17 protein-coding genes are annotated in these 16826 nt (G+C 68.3%); 7 read left to right on the forward strand and 10 right to left on the reverse strand.

Annotation, left to right across the window (positions count from 1 at the left end; genetic code table 11):
• Positions 1–12: 12 nt before the first annotated feature.
• The 8 genes from AB0M24_RS37745 to ssd all read right to left on the reverse strand — a co-directional run bounded on the left by AB0M24_RS37745 (position 13) and on the right by ssd (position 5732).
• Positions 13–633, reverse strand: a complete 621-nt coding sequence (locus AB0M24_RS37745) for a bifunctional DNA primase/polymerase (RefSeq protein ID WP_363778280.1) — start codon at positions 631–633, stop codon at positions 13–15.
• Positions 634–831: 198 nt separating this feature from the next.
• Positions 832–1257 (reverse strand): Rv3654c family TadE-like protein, encoded by a 426-nt coding sequence (locus AB0M24_RS37750; protein WP_363778281.1) that lies wholly within the window; start codon positions 1255–1257, stop codon positions 832–834.
• Positions 1254–1553 (reverse strand): TadE family type IV pilus minor pilin, encoded by a 300-nt coding sequence (locus AB0M24_RS37755; protein WP_363778282.1) that lies wholly within the window; start codon positions 1551–1553, stop codon positions 1254–1256. Before AB0M24_RS37755 ends, AB0M24_RS37750 begins: the two co-directional genes overlap by 4 nt.
• A gap of 10 nt (positions 1554–1563) precedes the next feature.
• Positions 1564–1725 carry a DUF4244 domain-containing protein gene (locus AB0M24_RS37760; RefSeq protein ID WP_363778283.1) on the reverse strand — a complete coding sequence of 54 codons (162 nt, stop codon included), beginning with the start codon at positions 1723–1725 and terminating at the stop codon, positions 1564–1566.
• Positions 1726–1737: 12 nt separating this feature from the next.
• Complete coding sequence (locus tag AB0M24_RS37765; protein ID WP_363778284.1) at positions 1738–2265, reverse strand: type II secretion system F family protein; 528 nt, start codon at positions 2263–2265, stop codon at positions 1738–1740.
• Entirely contained in the window at positions 2262–3032 is a 771-nt protein-coding gene (locus AB0M24_RS37770) for a type II secretion system F family protein (protein ID WP_363778285.1), read from the reverse strand. The genes AB0M24_RS37765 and AB0M24_RS37770 overlap by 4 nt, the downstream gene beginning before the upstream one ends.
• A complete protein-coding gene (locus AB0M24_RS37775; protein WP_363778286.1) occupies positions 3026–4141 on the reverse strand; it encodes a TadA family conjugal transfer-associated ATPase in 1116 nt (371 codons plus the stop codon). Before AB0M24_RS37775 ends, AB0M24_RS37770 begins: the two co-directional genes overlap by 7 nt.
• Before the next feature lie 556 nt (positions 4142–4697).
• Positions 4698–5732, reverse strand: a complete 1035-nt coding sequence (gene ssd / locus AB0M24_RS37780; protein WP_363778287.1) for a septum site-determining protein Ssd — start codon at positions 5730–5732, stop codon at positions 4698–4700.
• Positions 5733–6180: 448 nt separating this feature from the next.
• On the opposite strand from ssd, the gene AB0M24_RS37785 reads away from it, so the two are divergent.
• From AB0M24_RS37785 to AB0M24_RS37800, 4 genes are all read left to right on the forward strand, one after another.
• Complete coding sequence (locus tag AB0M24_RS37785) at positions 6181–6975, forward strand: HAD-IB family hydrolase (protein ID WP_363778288.1); 795 nt, start codon at positions 6181–6183, stop codon at positions 6973–6975.
• A 629-nt stretch (positions 6976–7604) separates the two neighbouring features.
• The gene (locus AB0M24_RS37790) at positions 7605–9263 is read left to right on the forward strand and encodes a glycoside hydrolase family 3 N-terminal domain-containing protein (protein ID WP_363778348.1); all 1659 of its coding nucleotides are present in this window, start codon (positions 7605–7607) and stop codon (positions 9261–9263) included.
• Positions 9260–10465: a DUF1343 domain-containing protein gene (locus AB0M24_RS37795; protein ID WP_363778289.1), complete on the forward strand. Its 1206-nt coding sequence runs from the start codon at positions 9260–9262 to the stop codon at positions 10463–10465. The genes AB0M24_RS37790 and AB0M24_RS37795 overlap by 4 nt, the downstream gene beginning before the upstream one ends.
• Positions 10466–10472: 7 nt before the next feature.
• Positions 10473–11996, forward strand: coding sequence for a serine hydrolase domain-containing protein (locus AB0M24_RS37800; protein WP_363778290.1), 1524 nt, complete (start codon positions 10473–10475; stop codon positions 11994–11996).
• On the opposite strand, the gene AB0M24_RS37805 is transcribed toward AB0M24_RS37800, so the two are convergent.
• A complete protein-coding gene (locus AB0M24_RS37805; RefSeq protein WP_363778291.1) occupies positions 11979–13316 on the reverse strand; it encodes a PLP-dependent aminotransferase family protein in 1338 nt (445 codons plus the stop codon). The genes AB0M24_RS37800 and AB0M24_RS37805 overlap by 18 nt on opposite strands.
• A gap of 49 nt (positions 13317–13365) precedes the next feature.
• On the opposite strand from AB0M24_RS37805, the gene AB0M24_RS37810 reads away from it, so the two are divergent.
• From AB0M24_RS37810 to AB0M24_RS37820, 3 genes are all read left to right on the forward strand, one after another.
• The gene (locus tag AB0M24_RS37810) at positions 13366–13812 is read left to right on the forward strand and encodes a carboxymuconolactone decarboxylase family protein (RefSeq protein WP_363778292.1); all 447 of its coding nucleotides are present in this window, start codon (positions 13366–13368) and stop codon (positions 13810–13812) included.
• 68 nt (positions 13813–13880) lie between these two features.
• Positions 13881–14801, forward strand: coding sequence for a MurR/RpiR family transcriptional regulator (locus tag AB0M24_RS37815; protein ID WP_363778293.1), 921 nt, complete (start codon positions 13881–13883; stop codon positions 14799–14801).
• Positions 14798–15709 (forward strand): N-acetylmuramic acid 6-phosphate etherase, encoded by a 912-nt coding sequence (locus AB0M24_RS37820; RefSeq protein WP_363778294.1) that lies wholly within the window; start codon positions 14798–14800, stop codon positions 15707–15709. The genes AB0M24_RS37815 and AB0M24_RS37820 overlap by 4 nt, the downstream gene beginning before the upstream one ends.
• Here AB0M24_RS37820 and AB0M24_RS37825 read toward each other — a convergent pair.
• On the reverse strand, positions 15698–16816 hold the full coding sequence (locus AB0M24_RS37825; protein WP_363778295.1) for a globin domain-containing protein: 1119 nt from the start codon (positions 16814–16816) through the stop codon (positions 15698–15700). The two genes, AB0M24_RS37820 and AB0M24_RS37825, sit on opposite strands and share 12 nt — an antisense overlap.
• Positions 16817–16826 lie beyond the last annotated feature (10 nt).

Raw genomic sequence — 16826 nt, forward strand, 5'->3', positions numbered from 1 at the left:
CTTTCAGTTGTGTCAGACGGTTTCGAGCTGGTAGCCGGCCGGGGCGTGCAGCGCCTCGGTCAGCGCGTCCTGCACGACGTGCGCGTCCGGGAGGTTCCAGCCGCAGATCGACGGCTTGACCCTCCAGTGCACGACGCCGTGCGCCATCGGGGTGGGCGGCAGCGGGATGTACTCGCCCTTGCCGTACAGGTGCACGTCCGCGTTGTTGGCCAGCTCGGTGTTGAGCTTCGAGCCGGACTTCACGAGGAACATCCACCGGCCGGACGGGGTCGCGGCGATCGGCACGGGGACACCGATCGAGCGCAGGGCGACGGCGGCGCGGCGGCCGAGGTCGGTGCCGACCTCGATCGCGTCAACGACGTGGCCCGTCGCGACGAGCAGGCTGTAGGAACGACCGGTCCACCACGTGGCGACCTGGTCGGGACGGGTGCCGATGCGGTCCACCCAGTCGCGGTGCACCGGGATCGGGCCGTGGAGCTCGAGCCCGCTGCGGCCCGCCCACTGCGTCACGCCGTTCTCGGAACCGGCCGGATAGGTGCCGGGCAGTACGGGCCAACCGCGGTACGCGAGGCTGACCGCCTCGGCACGCAGTTCGATGCGGAAGGCCCCGCGCCAGCTATCCGACCAATCCATCTTCCGTCGCCTTCTTCCTAGGTTCTGACTCGACATCGAACTTGGTGTCGGTGTTCTTGGGACACCGCGTCGGTGCCGCTACTACAACTAACGACACCGGCCCCTGGCTTGGTAACCCCCGCCGCGACAACTGGTAGCTACGGGACGGCGAACGCCCCTTGCGAGAACGAGCCACTGAACTCCGCGCGTTTAGTTCGATCACCGTTCAGCATGTCCCGGCGCCGGTGTGAGTCCGCTCACCGCCGGAGGACGACCGCTCGTCGCGCTCCAAACGCTTCGATCTTCGGCCGGACCTGCCCTCGACCGCGCGCTCACCGGGCCGAACGGCGTAACGGCCGATGCCTCCGCAACCACCTCCCAACCACTCACCGCGCAGCTCTCGAGCCGCGCGCCGTTACCCTCCGCCACGCGTTTCGCCTGCTCACAAGCACTTTCGTCGCCGTCGACCAATCCCGCCGCACCGGCGAGAGCCGCCAGATCAGCCGCACCGGTCACCCGATGCCGCACGACGACCGCCGCCCCGATCTGCGCGCCGACGAGCGTCACGATGATCAGCAGCACCATCGCGACGACACCGCTCACCGCAGCCGAGCCGCTCTCATCACCAGGCACTTCACCGTTCATCGCGGCTCCAGTGCGGCGAACGCCCGCGCGCTGAGCGGCACGCCCAACGGCCCGCGCTTGGTCACGACGACGGTGATCGAGTCCCCATCCGTCTGGATGGAGCTGTTCGCTCCGGGTGCGATCCGGCCAACCGCGTCCTCACCGCGCTGCCGTTCACCGCGTGCCGTCAACCGCGCCGCTTCTCTCGCCGCGTCCGTGCACCGCATCTGCTCGATGACCGCCGTCAGCGCTACCGCCGCCAACGACATGACCACCAACAGCGCACACACGGCGATCGCCGCCTCCACCGTGGCCATGCCGCTGTCGTCAGACCGACGACACCGCACGCTGTATCAGCCCTTGAAACAGGTGCTCCATCCAGTCACTCGTGGCGATCGCGTACAGCACCGCAGCCACCGCGGCCGCAGCCAGCGTCCCGATCGCGTACTCGACCGTGCTCATGCCGCTGTCGTCCTTCAGCAGTTCCACTTCGTTCTCCTTCTAGTTGAGGAATTGATCGGCCAGCCCCAGCACCACCGGCACAACGCCGAGGCACAGGAACGCCGGCAGGAAACACAGAGCCAGCGGTGCAGCGACAGCCACTCCCGCTCGCTGCGCCTTGGCCTCCGCTTCGTCCTTCGCTTCAGCTCTGGTCCGCTCAGCCAGCTCCAGCGCCTGCCCCGCGAACGCCGCACCCGACCGCGCCGTCCTCCGCGCGGCCCTCGCGAGCGCCGCAGTCGTCGGGTTGTTCAGCGCTTCCGCCCAAGCGGTGTTCGGGTCAGCGCCCAACGCGAGCAGTTCGGCGACACGACTCAGCTCTCCGATGCCTGACGCCTTGATCGCCGTCGGTACCGGCAGCCCGGCCTTGAGGCAGGCGGCCATGAGGTCCAGCGCCGCCGCTCGTTCGAACGGTCCTTCTGTCTTCTGGTTTGTCGGCGGCGGGTCGTGCGCCTTCGGTCTCAACCGGTCGATCGCTCGTCGCGGTGTCGGCGCGACAAGAAGCGCCAGCGCTATGAGCAGGAGCGTCACGGCTCCACCTCGGTGATCCTGCGCGTCCACCACAGTCCGGCGGCGAGCAACAGCGCACCGAGGACGAGCAACAGCTGTCCCGCCGTGGTCTCGACGAGTGTGTGCAGCGGTCTCGCTCCGCTCAGTTCGCCGAGCAGGATGCCGAACACCGGCAACCCCGCCAGCACCGCCGCACTAGCTCTCGGCCCTGCCATCCGCGCATGCACCTGTCGCGCGAACGCGGCCCGTTGGTCGAGGTCGCGTCTCGTCGCGTCCAAAACATCCGCCAGTGCCACGCCGTGTTCGGCCGACACGTGCCACGCCTTGGCCAGCTGATCCGTAGCCGTCGCGAGAAGCGGCTGTCTCAGTTCGCGGAGTGTTCGCTCGACATCGCCACCGAGTCGCGCTGTTGCCGCGGCAGCGCGCAACACTTCGTCGGCCGGCTTCGGGGTGTCCTGTGCCGCGCCTTCGGCCGCGTTGGCCGGGTGGGCGCCCGCTCGCAGTTCGTCGACGACGCCGGCCAGTCCGTTGCTGAGCGCTTCCGTCGCGGCTCGCAGTGCCTTGTTCCGCTTGCTCTGCTTGATGATCCGGTGCGCTGTAGCGGCTATGACAGCGGCGGCAATCAGCCCGCCCAGACCTGCTGCCGCGTAGGCGATGGTCGCTGCCGCGGCCACCCAAAGCCATTTCGGCACAACGACTTCGCGCTTGCCTTGCGGTCTGAGCCGTCTGATCTGTTTGAGCTGCGGCCACACCAGCAGCGCTGCCGCCAGGAGTCCGAGGCTCAGCACAGCAACTCCTTCTCGTGCCAGCCGTGTTCCTTTGTCCAGATTGGACAGACCTCAAGTCCCTTCACCGTGCTGGTGAATCTCCCGATCTCTGCGAGGTGCCGCTGGCCGTTGTCCGCGCGGCGCATGTGGAGCACGAGTTGCACGGCCGCGGAAACTTGACTCCGCAGTGCTTGCGGATCAAGCCCTGCGAGCGCACCAAGCGCCTCAAGCCGCGCCGGCACCTCAGCCGGCGAGTTGGCGTGCAACGTCCCGGCGCCGCCTTCGTGGCCGGTGTTGAGCGAGGCGAGCAGTTCCCTCACCTCGGCACCCCTGACCTCACCGACGACGATCCGGTCGGGCCGCATCCGCAGCGCCTCCCGCACCAGCTCCCTGACGGTGATCTCGCCGGCGCTCTCGACGTTCGGCGGCCGCGCCACGAGCCGCACGAACTGCGGGTGGTCCGGGTGGAGCTCGCCCGCGTCCTCCACACACACGATGCGTTCGGTGTGCGCCACGCACCCCAGCAGCGCGGACAACAACGACGTCTTGCCGGAGCCAGTGCCGCCGATCACCAGGAACGCCAGGCGTTTGCGGACGATCGACCTGAGCGCGTCCGCGATCTCGGCGTCGAACGTGCCGAGCGCTTGGAGCGCGTTGAGGTCGTGGGTGGCTGGGCGGAGCACGCGGAGCGACAGACAGGTGCTGTCTGCGATCGGCGGGAGCACTGCGTGCAGGCGGACTCCGCTGCCTGGGAGCCAGCCGTCTACGCATGGTGAGGCGTCGTCGAGGCGTCTTCCTGCGGCTACCGCCAGGCGTTGAGCCAGGCGACGGACTGCGTCTTCGTCGGGGAAGGTGATGGTGGTGCGTTTCAGGCCCTCGGTGCCGTCGACCCACACCTGGTCTGGTGCGGTGACGAGGACGTCGGTGGTGCCGGGGTCGGCTAGCAGGGGGTCGAGCGGGCCGGTGCCGCTGAACTCCTGGCGGAGTACTTGGAGTGCTTCCAAGACGTCGGAGTCGGCCAGGACGCCGCCTGCTTCGGAGCGGACCGCGTGGGCGACTACGGCGGCGGTCATCTCCATGTCCGCGCCGGCCAGGCGGTGGCGGACGCGATCGATTAGGGCGGTGGTCATGTGGTGGCCTCCGGAGGTTGGGTCCGGCGGGTGCCGTTGCCGGCAAAGGTGTTGCGGCGCAACGAGCCCGGCGAGATTGCGGCGGTGGGATCGTCGCGAGCGGTGGGGTCGTCGCGAGCCGTGGCGGCGGGGGTCATGTTGCGGCCTCTGGGCGGCGGGCGTGGCGGCCGTGGGTGATCTCACGGCCTGTTAGGCGGAGCCAGGTTTCGTGGCACCAGGCTAGGAAGCGGCTCATTCCGGGGGTTCCTCCTTGAACACGAAGGGAGGTGGGATGGGGCGGCCGTAGACGAAGAGGTTACGGAGCATGCGCAACCAGATGGCCACGCGGAGGCGGAGGCGGGTCACGGCTGCTGATCCGTTGCGGCGGAGGCGGTTGGAGGGTGGCCGCGTTTGGTGAAGGCGGGGCTGCTCGAGGGAGTGGGTGGAGGTTCGGGCGGGCGGGTTGCCCCGGAGCGGGGAGCGTTCGCGCTGGGCTGTTGCTGTTGTGGGACTGGTGCGTCGGCTCGTTTGGCTGGGCGGTGCGTCGCCTGCAGGATCGGTGGGTGGTGTGGGCGGGTCATGGGCGTAGTTCCTTCAGCACCTGGCGGGCTGCTGTGGCCAGAGGGCCCTTGGGGTTGCGGGGGAAGCGGCCCCGTTCGAGCGTTTCGGGCAGGCCTGGTTCTGGGCGCATCTGGGTCAGGAGGGGGATGCCGATCACCTCGGCCATTTCGGTGGCTTTGAGGTTGCCCGGGGAGGGGCCGCGGACTACCAGGCGGAGGTTGCGGCCTTGAGTGAGGAGGCGGGTGGCCACTCGGCTGGCGGCTGCTGTGGCTCGGACTTCTGCTGGGACCACCAGGATCGTGAGGTCGGTGCGGTCCAGGGCCGCTGAGGCTGCTGCGGTGGGGTGGCGTGGGAGGTCGCAGAGGACGGTGCAGCCCGAGCGGCGGCCTGCGTCCAGGACGGCTGCTACTGCTGCTGGTTCTGGGTCTGGGCCGGAGCGGTCGCAGGCCAGGACGCTCAGGCTGCCGGAGACCGGGAGGGCTGCGCGCAGGGCCGACATCGGGACTCGGCCGCCTGTGCAGTGGACTCCTGGCCAGCGGGCTCCCTCGTCGGACTCGGTGCCCAGGGCCAGGTCTATGCCGCCGCCCAGTGGGTCGCAGTCGACGAGCATTGCTTCGCCGCCCGCCGCTACGGCCTCGCGACCGCAGGCGATGGCCAGGATCGAGGCTCCTGAGCCGCCTCGGCCGCCTACGAAGGAGACCACTCGGCCTCGGTCGGAGGGTGGGCCCTCTGCCACATCGGTCAGGGCGCTCACCAGGGTGCGGCCCTCCAGAGGGAGCTCCAGCACCGCGTCTGCGCCCAGGGCCACGGCCGGAGCCCAGGGCGGGTCGCCTCCGTGGACCACCAGGACGCCTGAGCGGCGAGGGAGATTCGCGTCCAGGCAGGCGGAAGCGGCGGAGGAGTCCAGCAGGACCAGCGGGGCGTTGTGCCATTGCGAGCGCAACGAAGTCACGTCGGGGGCGCACGAGAGGGAGCAGTCCGCGGCGGCGGCCATGCGGAGGACTTCGTCGAGGAGGTCCTGGTCCGTCAGCAGGGCGATGGGGTGGGTCATGGGGTCCACGCTGCTGGGTCGTGATGAACGACACAACGGGCGAAGATCGAGATGTGGACAAATCGCCGGGTGTGGACAAGTCGCGATCTTGAAGCGCCGCAACGGCAGGAAGTGTCGGAGTGGTGTGCGACGCTGAAGGGTTGGGCGCCGAAAGCAAGACCAAGAGCGGCAGAGGTCCAGTCGGACCGACCCGGAATCGGGGTCCGGATATGGGACGACCCCCGCCAGGGGGGAGGGACGGGGGTCGTCAATGGTTCAGTCCCGGGGGGTCGGACTGAACCCGTCCGTCGAACCGGACTCTCCTACTGTATCCCCATGCGCCAGTGCTGCGCGCAACTTCGGCAACAGCTGCGGGCCAAGTTTCGGTAACCGTGTCGCACAACGGTTTCGTACACGAACGAAATGCCGCCCGAACGGCCTACTGACGAGTACACCTAAGCTGAGCTACATGAGTCGGATCGCCGCCTTCTTCGACCTCGACAAGACCGTGATCGCGAAGTCGAGCACGCTGGCGTTCAGCCGTCCCTTCTTCCAGGAGGGGCTGATCAACCGCCGTGCCGTGCTGAAGAGCGCATATGCGCAGTTCGTGTTCATGCTCGCCGGCGCGGATGCGGACCAGATGGACCGCATGCGCGCGCACATCACCGCTTTGGCCGCCGGTTGGGACGTCGAGCAGATCCGCAGCATCGTCAACGAGACGTTGCACGACATCGTCGATCCACTCGTCTACAAAGAGGCGACTCAGTTGATCGCCGACCACAAGGCCGAAGGGCACGACGTGGTCATCGTGAGTGCGTCCGGGGAAGAACTCGTCGCCCCGATTGCACAGATGATCGGTGCGGACTACAGCGTCGGAACGAAGATGGTCGTTCACGACGGCCGCTACACCGGCGATGTCGACTTCTACTGCGCCGCCGACAACAAGGCGGTCGCCATCAAACAGCTCGCCGCCGAGCACGGTTACGACCTCGCGAAGAGCTATGCCTACTCGGACAGCGTCACGGACCTGCCGATGCTCGAGGTCGTGGGCCACCCGACCGTCATCAACCCGGACAGGGGCCTGCGCCGCACCGCCGCGCAGAAGGGCTGGCCGGTGCTGCAGTTCTCCGACCCGGTGAGCCTGCGCTCCCGCATCCCCACCCCGTCGGGCAAGGCCGTCGCGGTCACGGCCATCAGCCTCGGCGCGGTCGCCGCCGCCGGAGCCGCCTGGTACGGCCTGCGACGCAAGCGGAACCGCGATTAGTCAAGCCCGCTAAGCACAACAGCACCGAAGGAGACCGGTACCGGCGAGTAGCGGCAACGCCCTGCACACGTGGTACCCGCGTGAGTGCACGCGCACGCCCTGTCAGCGGTACCGGAACATGTACAAAACCTCACAAACGCTGAAACCGCAGTACTTTCACTACTGAACGTGGCTTGAACGGTGCACCCGTCCGAGCCCTTGCCGTGACCTGCGACACGCACTTAAATGGGTGGTGCGGAACTCGGGTCGGCCAGGGACCTGGCGAAGAGAAGCCAGACTCCACCCCGGCAGGGCTCCGTGCGCGGACTTCGAGTACCCACGCGCAGCACGCCGCGGGAGGCTTGTCGTCTAGGGCCTGCGTACCGGGACGCCGGACGCCGAGGCCAGGGTTGTACGACTGGAGTTGCACGCTTGGTAACTCGCAAGCCCGCGCTGAAGACGGGGCACCCTTTCGAGGGTGCCCCGTCTGCTTGTTACGTCAAAAAGACCCGCCGAACGGCAGAATGTCCGCCCGTTGACCCACCACGCAGCCGTGAGTAACTTGCGAAATACGCCAGTTACGTGTGGGAACATCACCGGGAGGCTTGGACAAAGTGCGGAAGTTCGCCGCGTTGACACTGGTCACGGCCATGGTCGCCCTCACGCCGGTGGCGAGAGCGGACGCCAGCGTGACCACTCTGCGCGGGATGTCGCTGGAACAGAAGGTCGGCCAGCTCTTCGTCACGTACGTCAACGGCCAGGCCGCCGACGTCCCGCACCCCAAGAACCAGACCGACTTCGGTGTCGCCACGCCCGCGGAGATGGTGCGCAAGTACCAGCCGGGCGGCGTCATCTACTTCAACAACTCGAGCCGCGACAACATCGACACCCCGAAGCAGATCGCGCAGCTCTCCAACGGCCTGCAGAAGGCCTCGAAGATCCCGCTGCTCATCTCGACCGACCAGGAGATGGGCCTCGTCACGCGCATCGGCCCACCGGCCACGCAGCTGCCGGGCAACATGGCCCTCGGCGCCGGCCGCAGCACGCAAGACGCTGAAGAAGCCGCACGAATCACCGCCCAAGAGCTCCGCGCGATGGGCATCAACCAGAACTTCGCCCCGGACGCCGACGTCAACTCCAACCCGGCCAACCCGATCATCGGCGTGCGCAGTTTCTCCAGCGACCCGAAGCTCGCGGCCGACATGATGAAGGCCCAGGTCACGGGCTACGAGGGCCGCCGCTGGTTCGACCCGAACTCAGTCACCTCCACCGCCAAGCACTTCCCGGGCCACGGCGACACGTCCGAGGACAGCCACACCAGCCTCCCGGTCTCGAACCGCAGCCTCGACCAGTGGCGTCAGATCGACGCGCCCCCGTTCAAGGCCGCCATCGACGCCAGGATCGACTCGATCATGACCGCGCACATCCAGGTGCCGCAGATCGACCCGTCCGGCGAACCCGCCACGCTGAGCCCGAAGATCATCACTGATCTGCTCAGGAAAGAGCTGAAGTACGACGGCGTCGTCATCACCGACTCGCTGGAGATGGCCGGCGTCCGCAAGCTCCACCCCAACGACGCGGAGATCCCGATCCTCGCCATCAAGGCGGGCGTCGACCAGCTGCTGATGCCGCCGAACCTCGGCCTCGCGATCGACAGCGTCGTCAAGGCGGTCCGCAGCGGCGAGATCTCCGAGCAGCGCATCGACGAGAGCGTGCTGCGCATCCTCAAGATGAAGCTCATGCGCGGCGTGATGCTGGGCGCCGAGGTCGACGAGAACAGGGTCGACCAGATCGTCGGCTCGAACACCCAGCAGGCCCAGCAGATCGCCGACCGCACCATCACCGCCGTCCGCAACGACGGCCAGGCGATCCCGCTCAACGCGACCGCTCCCCTGGTCATCGGCACCAGCGACGCCACCACGACGGCCCTCGCGACCAGGCTCAAGGCCGCCAAGGTCGTCACCGCGACCAGCCCGACGCCCGCGCAGACACAGCAAGCTCTGGCAGCGGCGGCCACCGCGGACAAGATCGTCGTGCTGACCAACAACCTCAGCACCAGGCCTGCCCAGCGAGACCTGCTCGACAAGCTCGTCGCCACGGGCAAGCCGGTCATCGCGGCGGCCACCGGCAACCCGTACGACGTGGCGTACACCGACGCGAAGACGTGGCTCGCCACCTACTCGACCACGACCGTCTCCATCGAGGCGCTGGCCAAGATCCTGCTCGGCGAGGCCAAGCCGCAGGGCAAGCTCCCGGTCGACGTCCCAGGCCCGCACCCCTACCCGTTCGGACACGGAGTGACCTGGTGAGAAGGCGGAGCTTCCTCGCGGCAAGCGCCCTGTCCGTCCCTCTCGTCAGCACCACGACCGCCAACGCGACCCCGAGACTCTCCACGGGAGCCGAGCAGCTGGCCACAGGCGGCTGGCGCAAGCTCAAGGGCCGCAAGGTCGGCGTGCTCACGAACCCGACGGGCGTCCTCAAGGACCAGACCCACATAGTCGACTCGATGGTCGCCCATCAAGCAGCACCGACTGCCGTCTTCGGACCGGAACACGGCTTCCGCGGCACCGCCCAGGCAGGCGGCTCCGAGGGCGACTACCAAGACCCGCGCACCGGCATCCCGGTGTACGACGCGTACGGCGCCAACGCGACCAAGCTCCAGGCGATGTTCACCAAGGCGGGCATCGACACCGTCGTCTTCGACATCGCGGACGTGGGCGCGCGCTTCTACACCTACATCTGGTCGATGTACACGGCGATGCAGGCCGCGCCGAACCTGGACTTCATCGTCCTCGACCGCCCGAACCCCATCGGCGGCAACGCGAACGGCCCGCAGCTCGACCCCGCGTACGCCACCGGTGTCGGCCTGAAGCCGATCGTCCAGCAACACGGCATGACCGTCGGCGAGCTCGCCCGCTTCTTCAAGGGCGAGTTCGACCTGACCACGAAACTCGACGTGGTCAACGTCCGGGGGTGGCGCAGGAACCAGCTCGACACCGGCCTCCCGTGGGTGCCGCCGAGCCCGAACATGCCCACCCAGGACACCGCGCTCGTCTACCCCGGCACGTGCCTGTTCGAGGGAACAACGCTTTCCGAAGGCCGCGGCACCACCAGACCGTTCGAAACCGTTGGCGCACCAGGTATCGACTGGCGCTGGGCAGAACAACTCAACGCTCTGAACCTCCGGGGCGTCCGGTTCCGCGAAACCTACTTCTCGCCGACGTTCAACAAGTTCCAGGGCAAGACCTGCGGCGGTGTCACCCTGCACGTCACCGATCCGCAGAACCACGACGCCATCAAGTCGGCCATCGCCATGCTGATCACCGCGAAGTCGTTGTACCCCAGCGTGTTCGCCTGGCGCCCCGACAACTGGATCGACAAGCTCAGCGGCTCCGACCGCCTCCGCAAGATGATCGACGCCCAAGCCTCGCTGGACGAGATCACCGGTGCGTGGCAACACGAGCTGCAGCAGTTCCGCCGCACCCGCCTGCCCTACCTGCGCTACCGGTGAGGACGCCATGCTCATCCCTGCACTGGCCGTCGCACTCGTGACGGCCGCGATCCCCGGCCACTTCGACCAGCCCCAGGACGGTTTCGCGCATCCCTGGACGACTCTGCGCGAGTCCAACCCGTACTGGGCCCACCTCGACCCGCAGCCGATCAACGCGGCCCTGCGCCAGCTCCGCGAGTTCCAGAAACCGCAGGCCAACGGCAAACCGCTCTTCGCGGGCGCCGTCACCATGCTCGTGCACGACGGCAAGATCGTCACGCACGACCGCACGGGCTACGCGGTTCTCTACAAGGATCAGCAAACCCAGCTGCCGGAAGAAGAACGCGTCCCGATGCAGAAGGACACGATCTTCGACTTCGCCTCGATCTCCAAGCTCTTCACGTCGATCGCGGTGATCCAGCAGGTCGAAAAACACAAGGTCGACATCGACGAGAAAGTCGCCACCTACCTGCCCGAGTTCGGCGTCAACGGCAAAGAGAACATCACCGTCAAGCAGCTCCTCACCCACACGAGCGGCCTCGAACCGTTCATCCCGCTGTGGAAGCTGTACCCGGACATCCCGAGCCGCATCAAAGCCGTGATGGACGTGAGGCCGAAGTCCACACCCGGCACCACGTACGTCTACTCCGACCTCAACCTGATCACACTCGGCGAGCTCGTCCACAAGGTGAGCGGCAAGCGCCTCGACGAAGCCGTGAAAGACGGCATCACCAAGCCGCTCAACATGAAGGACACCGGCTACAACCCGAAAGCCAAGGACCGCACGGCCGCCACGGAGTTCCAGACAGCACCACCACGCGGCATGGTCCGCGGCGAGGTGCACGACGAGAACTCGTGGTCCCTCGGCGGAGTAGCGGGCCACGCAGGCGTCTTCGGCACCGCCAGGGACCTCGCCGTCCTCGGCCAGACGATCCTCAACGGCGGCACGTACAACGGCCGAAGGATCCTCACCGAGCACTCAGTCGAGCTGATGCTGACGAACTTCAACCAGCAGTTCCCCGACAACGCCCACGGCCTCGGCTTCGAGCTCGACCAGCGCTGGTACATGGGCGCGTTGAGCAGCCCGGGCACTGCCGGCCACACCGGCTACACGGGCACGTCGTTCGTGATCGACAAGGCCTCCCGCTCGATCGCGATCCTGCTGACCAACCGCGTGCACCCGTCCCGCGACTGGGGCAGCGTCAACCCGGCCCGCCGCGCCGTGGCGGACGGACTGGCCAACGCCCTCGCCGTCCAGTCACACGGAAAGCAGTGGCGCGCAACGACTTCCGGCGGCACCCTCACCGCGGAACGCCCAACAGAGGTGTTCGTCGACGGGGACAAGGGCGACAAGCTGACGATCCAGCACTGGAACGGCACCGACTGGCAGGACGCGAAGACCATCACGACGACCGGACGTCGTTGGCTCCCAACCGAACCGGTGAAATCCAGGTTCGTCTACACCAAGGCAGGCCAGTACAACGGCCGTGGCGTCTACGTCCACGCACGCGGCGACGTCACGGCTGACGGTTGGTCATTGGCACGCCGCTAGCGCCTCGGCGAACAGCGGGAGCGCCCGTGGAAACGCGGGCGCTCCGAAGCTGACCACGATCCCCCTGCGGTCGGCGTCGCTCAGCTCGTGCCGGAACGACGAGAGGGGAAGAACCTCGATCCCCCGTTCCCGCGCCGCCTGCACGACGGCTTCCTCGTGCGGTGTGTCGAGCACCGCGTGCATCCCGGCCGCGATACCGGACACCGCGGTGTACGGCGCGACGGCCTCCACGAGCCGATCACGTCGGCGTTGGTACCTCAACCGCATCCGCCGCACGTGGCTGTCGTAGGCACCCGACGACAGGAAGTCGGCCAACGTGAGCTGGTCGATCATGCTGATGTACTGCTCGCGATCGGTCTTCAACGCGAGGACCGGGTCGACGAACCGGTCCGGCAGCACCATCCACGCGATTCGCAACGCCGGTGACAACGCCTTGCTGGCCGTGCCCAGGTACGCGACGTGCTCGGGATCCAGTCCCTGCACCGCGCCGATCGGCTGCCGGTCGTAGCGGAACTCCCCGTCGTAGTCGTCCTCCAGCACCAGGCCACCGACACGCCGGGCCCACTCCACCGCCAGCGCACGGCGACGCGGGTGCAGAGGCCCTCCCAGCGGGAACTGGTGCGCGGGCGTCAGCAGGCAGGCTCGCCGGTCGTCGGGCAACAGTTCGGTGTTCGCGCCGTGGTCGTCCACCGCCAACGGCTCCGTCGCCTTCCACAACGACCGGTGGTAGCCCAGCCCGTACTCCTCGACGACGACCGGCGGCTGGAGCACCCGGTTGAACATCCGCACGGCGTCCGCGAACCCGGAGCACACCACGATCCGCTCGGGATCGGCCCGCACACCGCGAGCCCGCGCCAGGTACTCGGCGAGCGCCGTCCGCAGCTCGATCCGTCCCTGCGGATCACCTGCCCCGAACGCCTCCGCCGGTGCCGCCGTCACCGCGCGCCGCGTCGAGCGGATCCACTCGACGCGCGGGAACTCGGTGACGTCCGGGGTGGACTCCGTCAGGTCGAACCGGATCCCCTCGCCCGGACTGCGGCGTTTGAGCGGACGCGGCGGCGCGACCCGTTGCGCCACCACGGTTCCCGATCCCTGGCGCGCGGTCAGCCACCCTTCGGCCACCAGTTCCGCGTACGCCTCGGCAACGGTGTTCCGCGCGATCCCGAGATCGGCCGCCAACGACCGCGAGGCAGGCAGGCGGGTACCGGGAGGCAGCCGAGCCGAACGGACCGCTTCCCGCAGCGACGCCGTCAACCGGTGCCGCAGGCCACCCGGACCGGACAGGTCGAGGTGGAAGTCAAGATTGGCCCACGATTCCACGACTGGATTGCACCATGCCCAGGGCCAATCCGCGCCATAGGTTTGTGACATGACGAACCGCATCGACCTCGCCAAAAAGGCCCCGAAGGTCTACCGCGCCATGATCGCTCTCGACGCCGCCGCCAGCGAGGGCATCGACCCGCAACTGGCCGAGCTGGTCAAGATCCGGGCCTCCCAGCTCAACCACTGCGCCTACTGCCTGAACATGCACACGGTCGACGCGCGCAAGGCCGGCGAGTCCGAGGCCCGTCTCTACCTCCTCAGCGCGTGGGAGGAGGCCGGCGACGTCTACACCGAGAAGGAGCAGGCCGCACTGCGTCTCACCGAGGCCGTCACGGTCATGAGCAGCCACGACTACGTCAGCGACGAGGTCTACGAGCGGGCCGCGAAGCACTTCGACGACGAGGAGCTCGCTCAGCTGATCTCGCTGATCTTCACCATCAACGCGTGGAACCGGATCGCGGTGTCGACGCGGAAGAAGCCGGACGTTCGGTAACGAGCCGAGAGGGTGACTTTCGGGCACACTCCGTTGACCCTCGCAGTGGCGGTTAGTAAGTTTCCCACGTGTCCACTGAGAGCAGTGCCGAGTCAAGCCCACTGGTGAGGATCCGGTCGTTGCTGCCGGGCCTCGCGCGCGCCGAGCAGCGCGTCGCGAAGGTGGTGCTGGAGAACCCGGCAACGGTCGCGCACCGCAGCATCACCGAGGTCGCCGAACAGGCGGGCACGAGTGAGACCACGGTGACGCGGTTCTGCAAGGCCATCGGCGTCGGCGGGTACCCGGAGCTGCGCATCGCGCTCGCCGCCGACACCGCGCGCAGCCAGGCCAGGGCCAACCACGACATGGGCGGCGACATCGGGCCGGGCGACGACCTCAAGCAGGTCGTGGGCAAGGTCGCGTTCGCCGACGCCCGCGCCGTCGAGGAGACCGCCGAGCAGCTCGACATCGAGTCGCTCGACAAGGTCGTCCAAGCGGTCGCGGGCGCCCGCCGGGTCGACGTCTACGGTTTCGGCGCGAGTGCGTTCGTCGCGTTCGACCTGCAGCAGAAGCTGCACCGCATCGGCCTGACCTGCTTCGCGTGGAACGACACGCACATCGCGCTGACCTCCGCCGCCGTGCTGACCCCCGCGGACGTCGCCGTCGGCATCTCGCACACCGGCTCGACCGTGGAGACCGTCGAGGCGCTCCGCGTGGCCAAGGAGGCCGGCGCCACCACCGTCGCGCTCACGAACTTCCCGCGCTCCCCGATCACCGAGGTCGCCGATCTCGTGCTGACGACAGCCGCGCGCGAGACCACGTTCCGCTCCGGCGCGATGGCCAGCCGCATCGCGCAGCTCACGGTCATCGACTGCCTGTTCATCGGCGTCGCCCAGCACCACGTCGACTCGGCGAAGACGGCGCTGGAGGCCACGTACGAAGCGGTGTCCGGCCACCGGCTCGGTGCGAGACCAGACGGCCGCCGACGGCCGCGGGAGACGACTAAATGATCTCCCCCCGGAACGGTGTGGTGGTGCGCGTGGAATCTCCGACTGAGCAACGGAACCCTCGCACGACCGACATCGACCGGGTCCCCACGATCGACGTGCTGCGGATGATCAACGACGAGGACCGCACGGTTCCGTCCGCCGTCGCCGCGGCACTGCCGGACCTCGCTCGCGCGGTCGACCTCGGCGTCACCGCGATCATGTCGGGCGGCCGCGTCCACTACGTCGGCGCGGGCACGTCCGGGCGACTCGCGACGCTGGACGCCGCCGAGCTCGTGCCCACGTTCAACGTCCCGCCCGACTGGTTCGTCGCCCACCACGCGGGCGGCTCCGAGGCTCTCGTCCGCGCGGTCGAGGAGGTCGAGGACAGCTCGGGCGCGTCCCAGATCCGCCGCCACGCCACACCGAAAGACCTGGTCGTGGGAGTGACGGCGTCCGGGCGCACGCCGTTCGTGATCGGCGCGCTGGAAGAGGCGCAAGCGCTTGGCGCCCACACGGTACTGGTGTCGAACAACGCGTCGGTGCCGATCACGCCGGACGTCCTGGTCGCCCTCGACACCGGTCCGGAGGCCATCGCCGGATCCACGCGGATGAAGGCGGGGTCGGCCCAGAAGCTGGTGCTGACGTCGTTCTCCACCGCGGTGATGGTCAAACTCGGCCGCACCTACTCGAACCTGATGGTCAGCATGCGGGCGACGAACGCGAAGCTGCGCGGGCGGACGATCCGGATCCTGCACGAGGCCACCGGGCTGTCCGAGAACGCCTGCGCGCAGGCGTTGGCGGACGCGGCCGGCGACCTCAAGGTGGCGCTGGTGCACCTGCTCTCGGGCGAACCGACCGAACGTGCGGCCGCCGCCCTGGAGGACACGAAGGGCCACGTCCGCAACGCGCTGGACCGGCTAGCGGGTTAGGTCCGGCCCGAACACCTCGTAGTGGATGTCGGTGACACCCTTGTCGAGCAACTGGGCCCGCATCGCGCGCAGGAACGGCACCGGGCCGCAGAGGTAGGCGGTGGCGTCGAGCGGCACCGGGACGTCGGCAAGATCGACGAGCCCGGTCCGCTCGGTCGGCCACTGCCCGACCGGCCGCTCGTAGAAGACGTGCGCCTGCGCGTCTTCCAGCTTGGCCACGAGCTGGGTGAGCTCGGCCCGGAACGCGTGCGTGAACTGGTCGCGGTCGCCGTGCACCGCGATCACCTGGCGCGGCGAGCCGGTGGCGGCCAGCTCGGCGAGCATCGAGATCATCGGTGTGCAGCCGATACCGGCCGACGCCAGGAGAACCGGACCGGTGCCGGGCTCGAGCGTGAGATCCCCCGCGGGCTGGCTGAGCTTCAGGGTGCTGCCCACCGCCGCGAAGTCGTGCAGGTGGTTCGACACCTCACCGTCCCGCTTCACCGAGAACTGCAGCGCGTCGTCGGTTCGCCCGGAGAGGCTGTACTGGCGGATCTGCCGGGCACCGTCGGGAAGCGGGACGTGCACCGACACGTACTGACCGGGCTTGTTCGGCGGCACGGGACCGTCGAGCGGCCTCACCACGAACGTCACCACGTCCTCGGTCTCCTGGAACCGGGCGATCACCCGGTGGTCCTGCTGTCCCCTCGGGAGGAAGCGCTCCAGGCCGATCAGAGCGTCGGCCATCAGCCAGTAGACCTCGCTCCAGGCCGCCCCGATCTCCGGGGTGACGTCCAGGACTTCGGCGATGGCCGCGAGCAGGTACTTGTGCACCACCGCGTACTGACCCGACGTGACGCCGACCGAGACGTGCTTGTGCGCAATGCGCCGCATCATCGCGTCGGGCTGCTGTCCGGCGAGCAGGCCAGACGCGAAGGCGGCGACCGACCCCGCCAACGCCTGCGCCTGGGTGCCGTTGGCCTGGTTGCCGCGGTTGAACATGTGCCGCAGCAGCACGGGATGGTCGGCGAACATGCGCGCGTAGAACAGCTTGGTGATCTCACCGATCGACGCACCCACCGCGGGCAAGGTGGCTTCGACGAGTTCGGCGGACTTCGGGGACAGCATCGACGTGCTC

The sequence above is a fragment of the Lentzea sp. NPDC051838 genome, from assembly GCF_040681245.1.
Lineage (GTDB): Bacteria > Actinomycetota > Actinomycetes > Mycobacteriales > Pseudonocardiaceae > Lentzea.

Excerpts from the sequence above, each read along its gene's own strand:
- AB0M24_RS37790 (WP_363778348.1), top strand. The coding sequence starts at position 7,605 with ATGGTCGCCCTCACGCCGGTGGCGAGAGCGGACGCCAGCGTGACCACT.
- AB0M24_RS37820 (WP_363778294.1), top strand. The coding sequence starts at position 14,798 with ATGATCTCCCCCCGGAACGGTGTGGTGGTGCGCGTGGAATCTCCGACT.
- AB0M24_RS37810 (WP_363778292.1), top strand. The coding sequence starts at position 13,366 with ATGACGAACCGCATCGACCTCGCCAAAAAGGCCCCGAAGGTCTACCGC.
- AB0M24_RS37785 (WP_363778288.1), top strand. The coding sequence starts at position 6,181 with ATGAGTCGGATCGCCGCCTTCTTCGACCTCGACAAGACCGTGATCGCG.
- AB0M24_RS37775 (WP_363778286.1), bottom strand. The coding sequence starts at position 4,141 with ATGACCACCGCCCTAATCGATCGCGTCCGCCACCGCCTGGCCGGCGCG.
- AB0M24_RS37755 (WP_363778282.1), bottom strand. The coding sequence starts at position 1,553 with ATGGCCACGGTGGAGGCGGCGATCGCCGTGTGTGCGCTGTTGGTGGTC.
- AB0M24_RS37745 (WP_363778280.1), bottom strand. The coding sequence starts at position 633 with ATGGATTGGTCGGATAGCTGGCGCGGGGCCTTCCGCATCGAACTGCGT.
- AB0M24_RS37825 (WP_363778295.1), bottom strand. The coding sequence starts at position 16,816 with ATGCTGTCCCCGAAGTCCGCCGAACTCGTCGAAGCCACCTTGCCCGCG.
- ssd (WP_363778287.1), bottom strand. The coding sequence starts at position 5,732 with ATGACCCACCCCATCGCCCTGCTGACGGACCAGGACCTCCTCGACGAA.
- AB0M24_RS37750 (WP_363778281.1), bottom strand. The coding sequence starts at position 1,257 with ATGAACGGTGAAGTGCCTGGTGATGAGAGCGGCTCGGCTGCGGTGAGC.
- AB0M24_RS37800 (WP_363778290.1), top strand. The coding sequence starts at position 10,473 with ATGCTCATCCCTGCACTGGCCGTCGCACTCGTGACGGCCGCGATCCCC.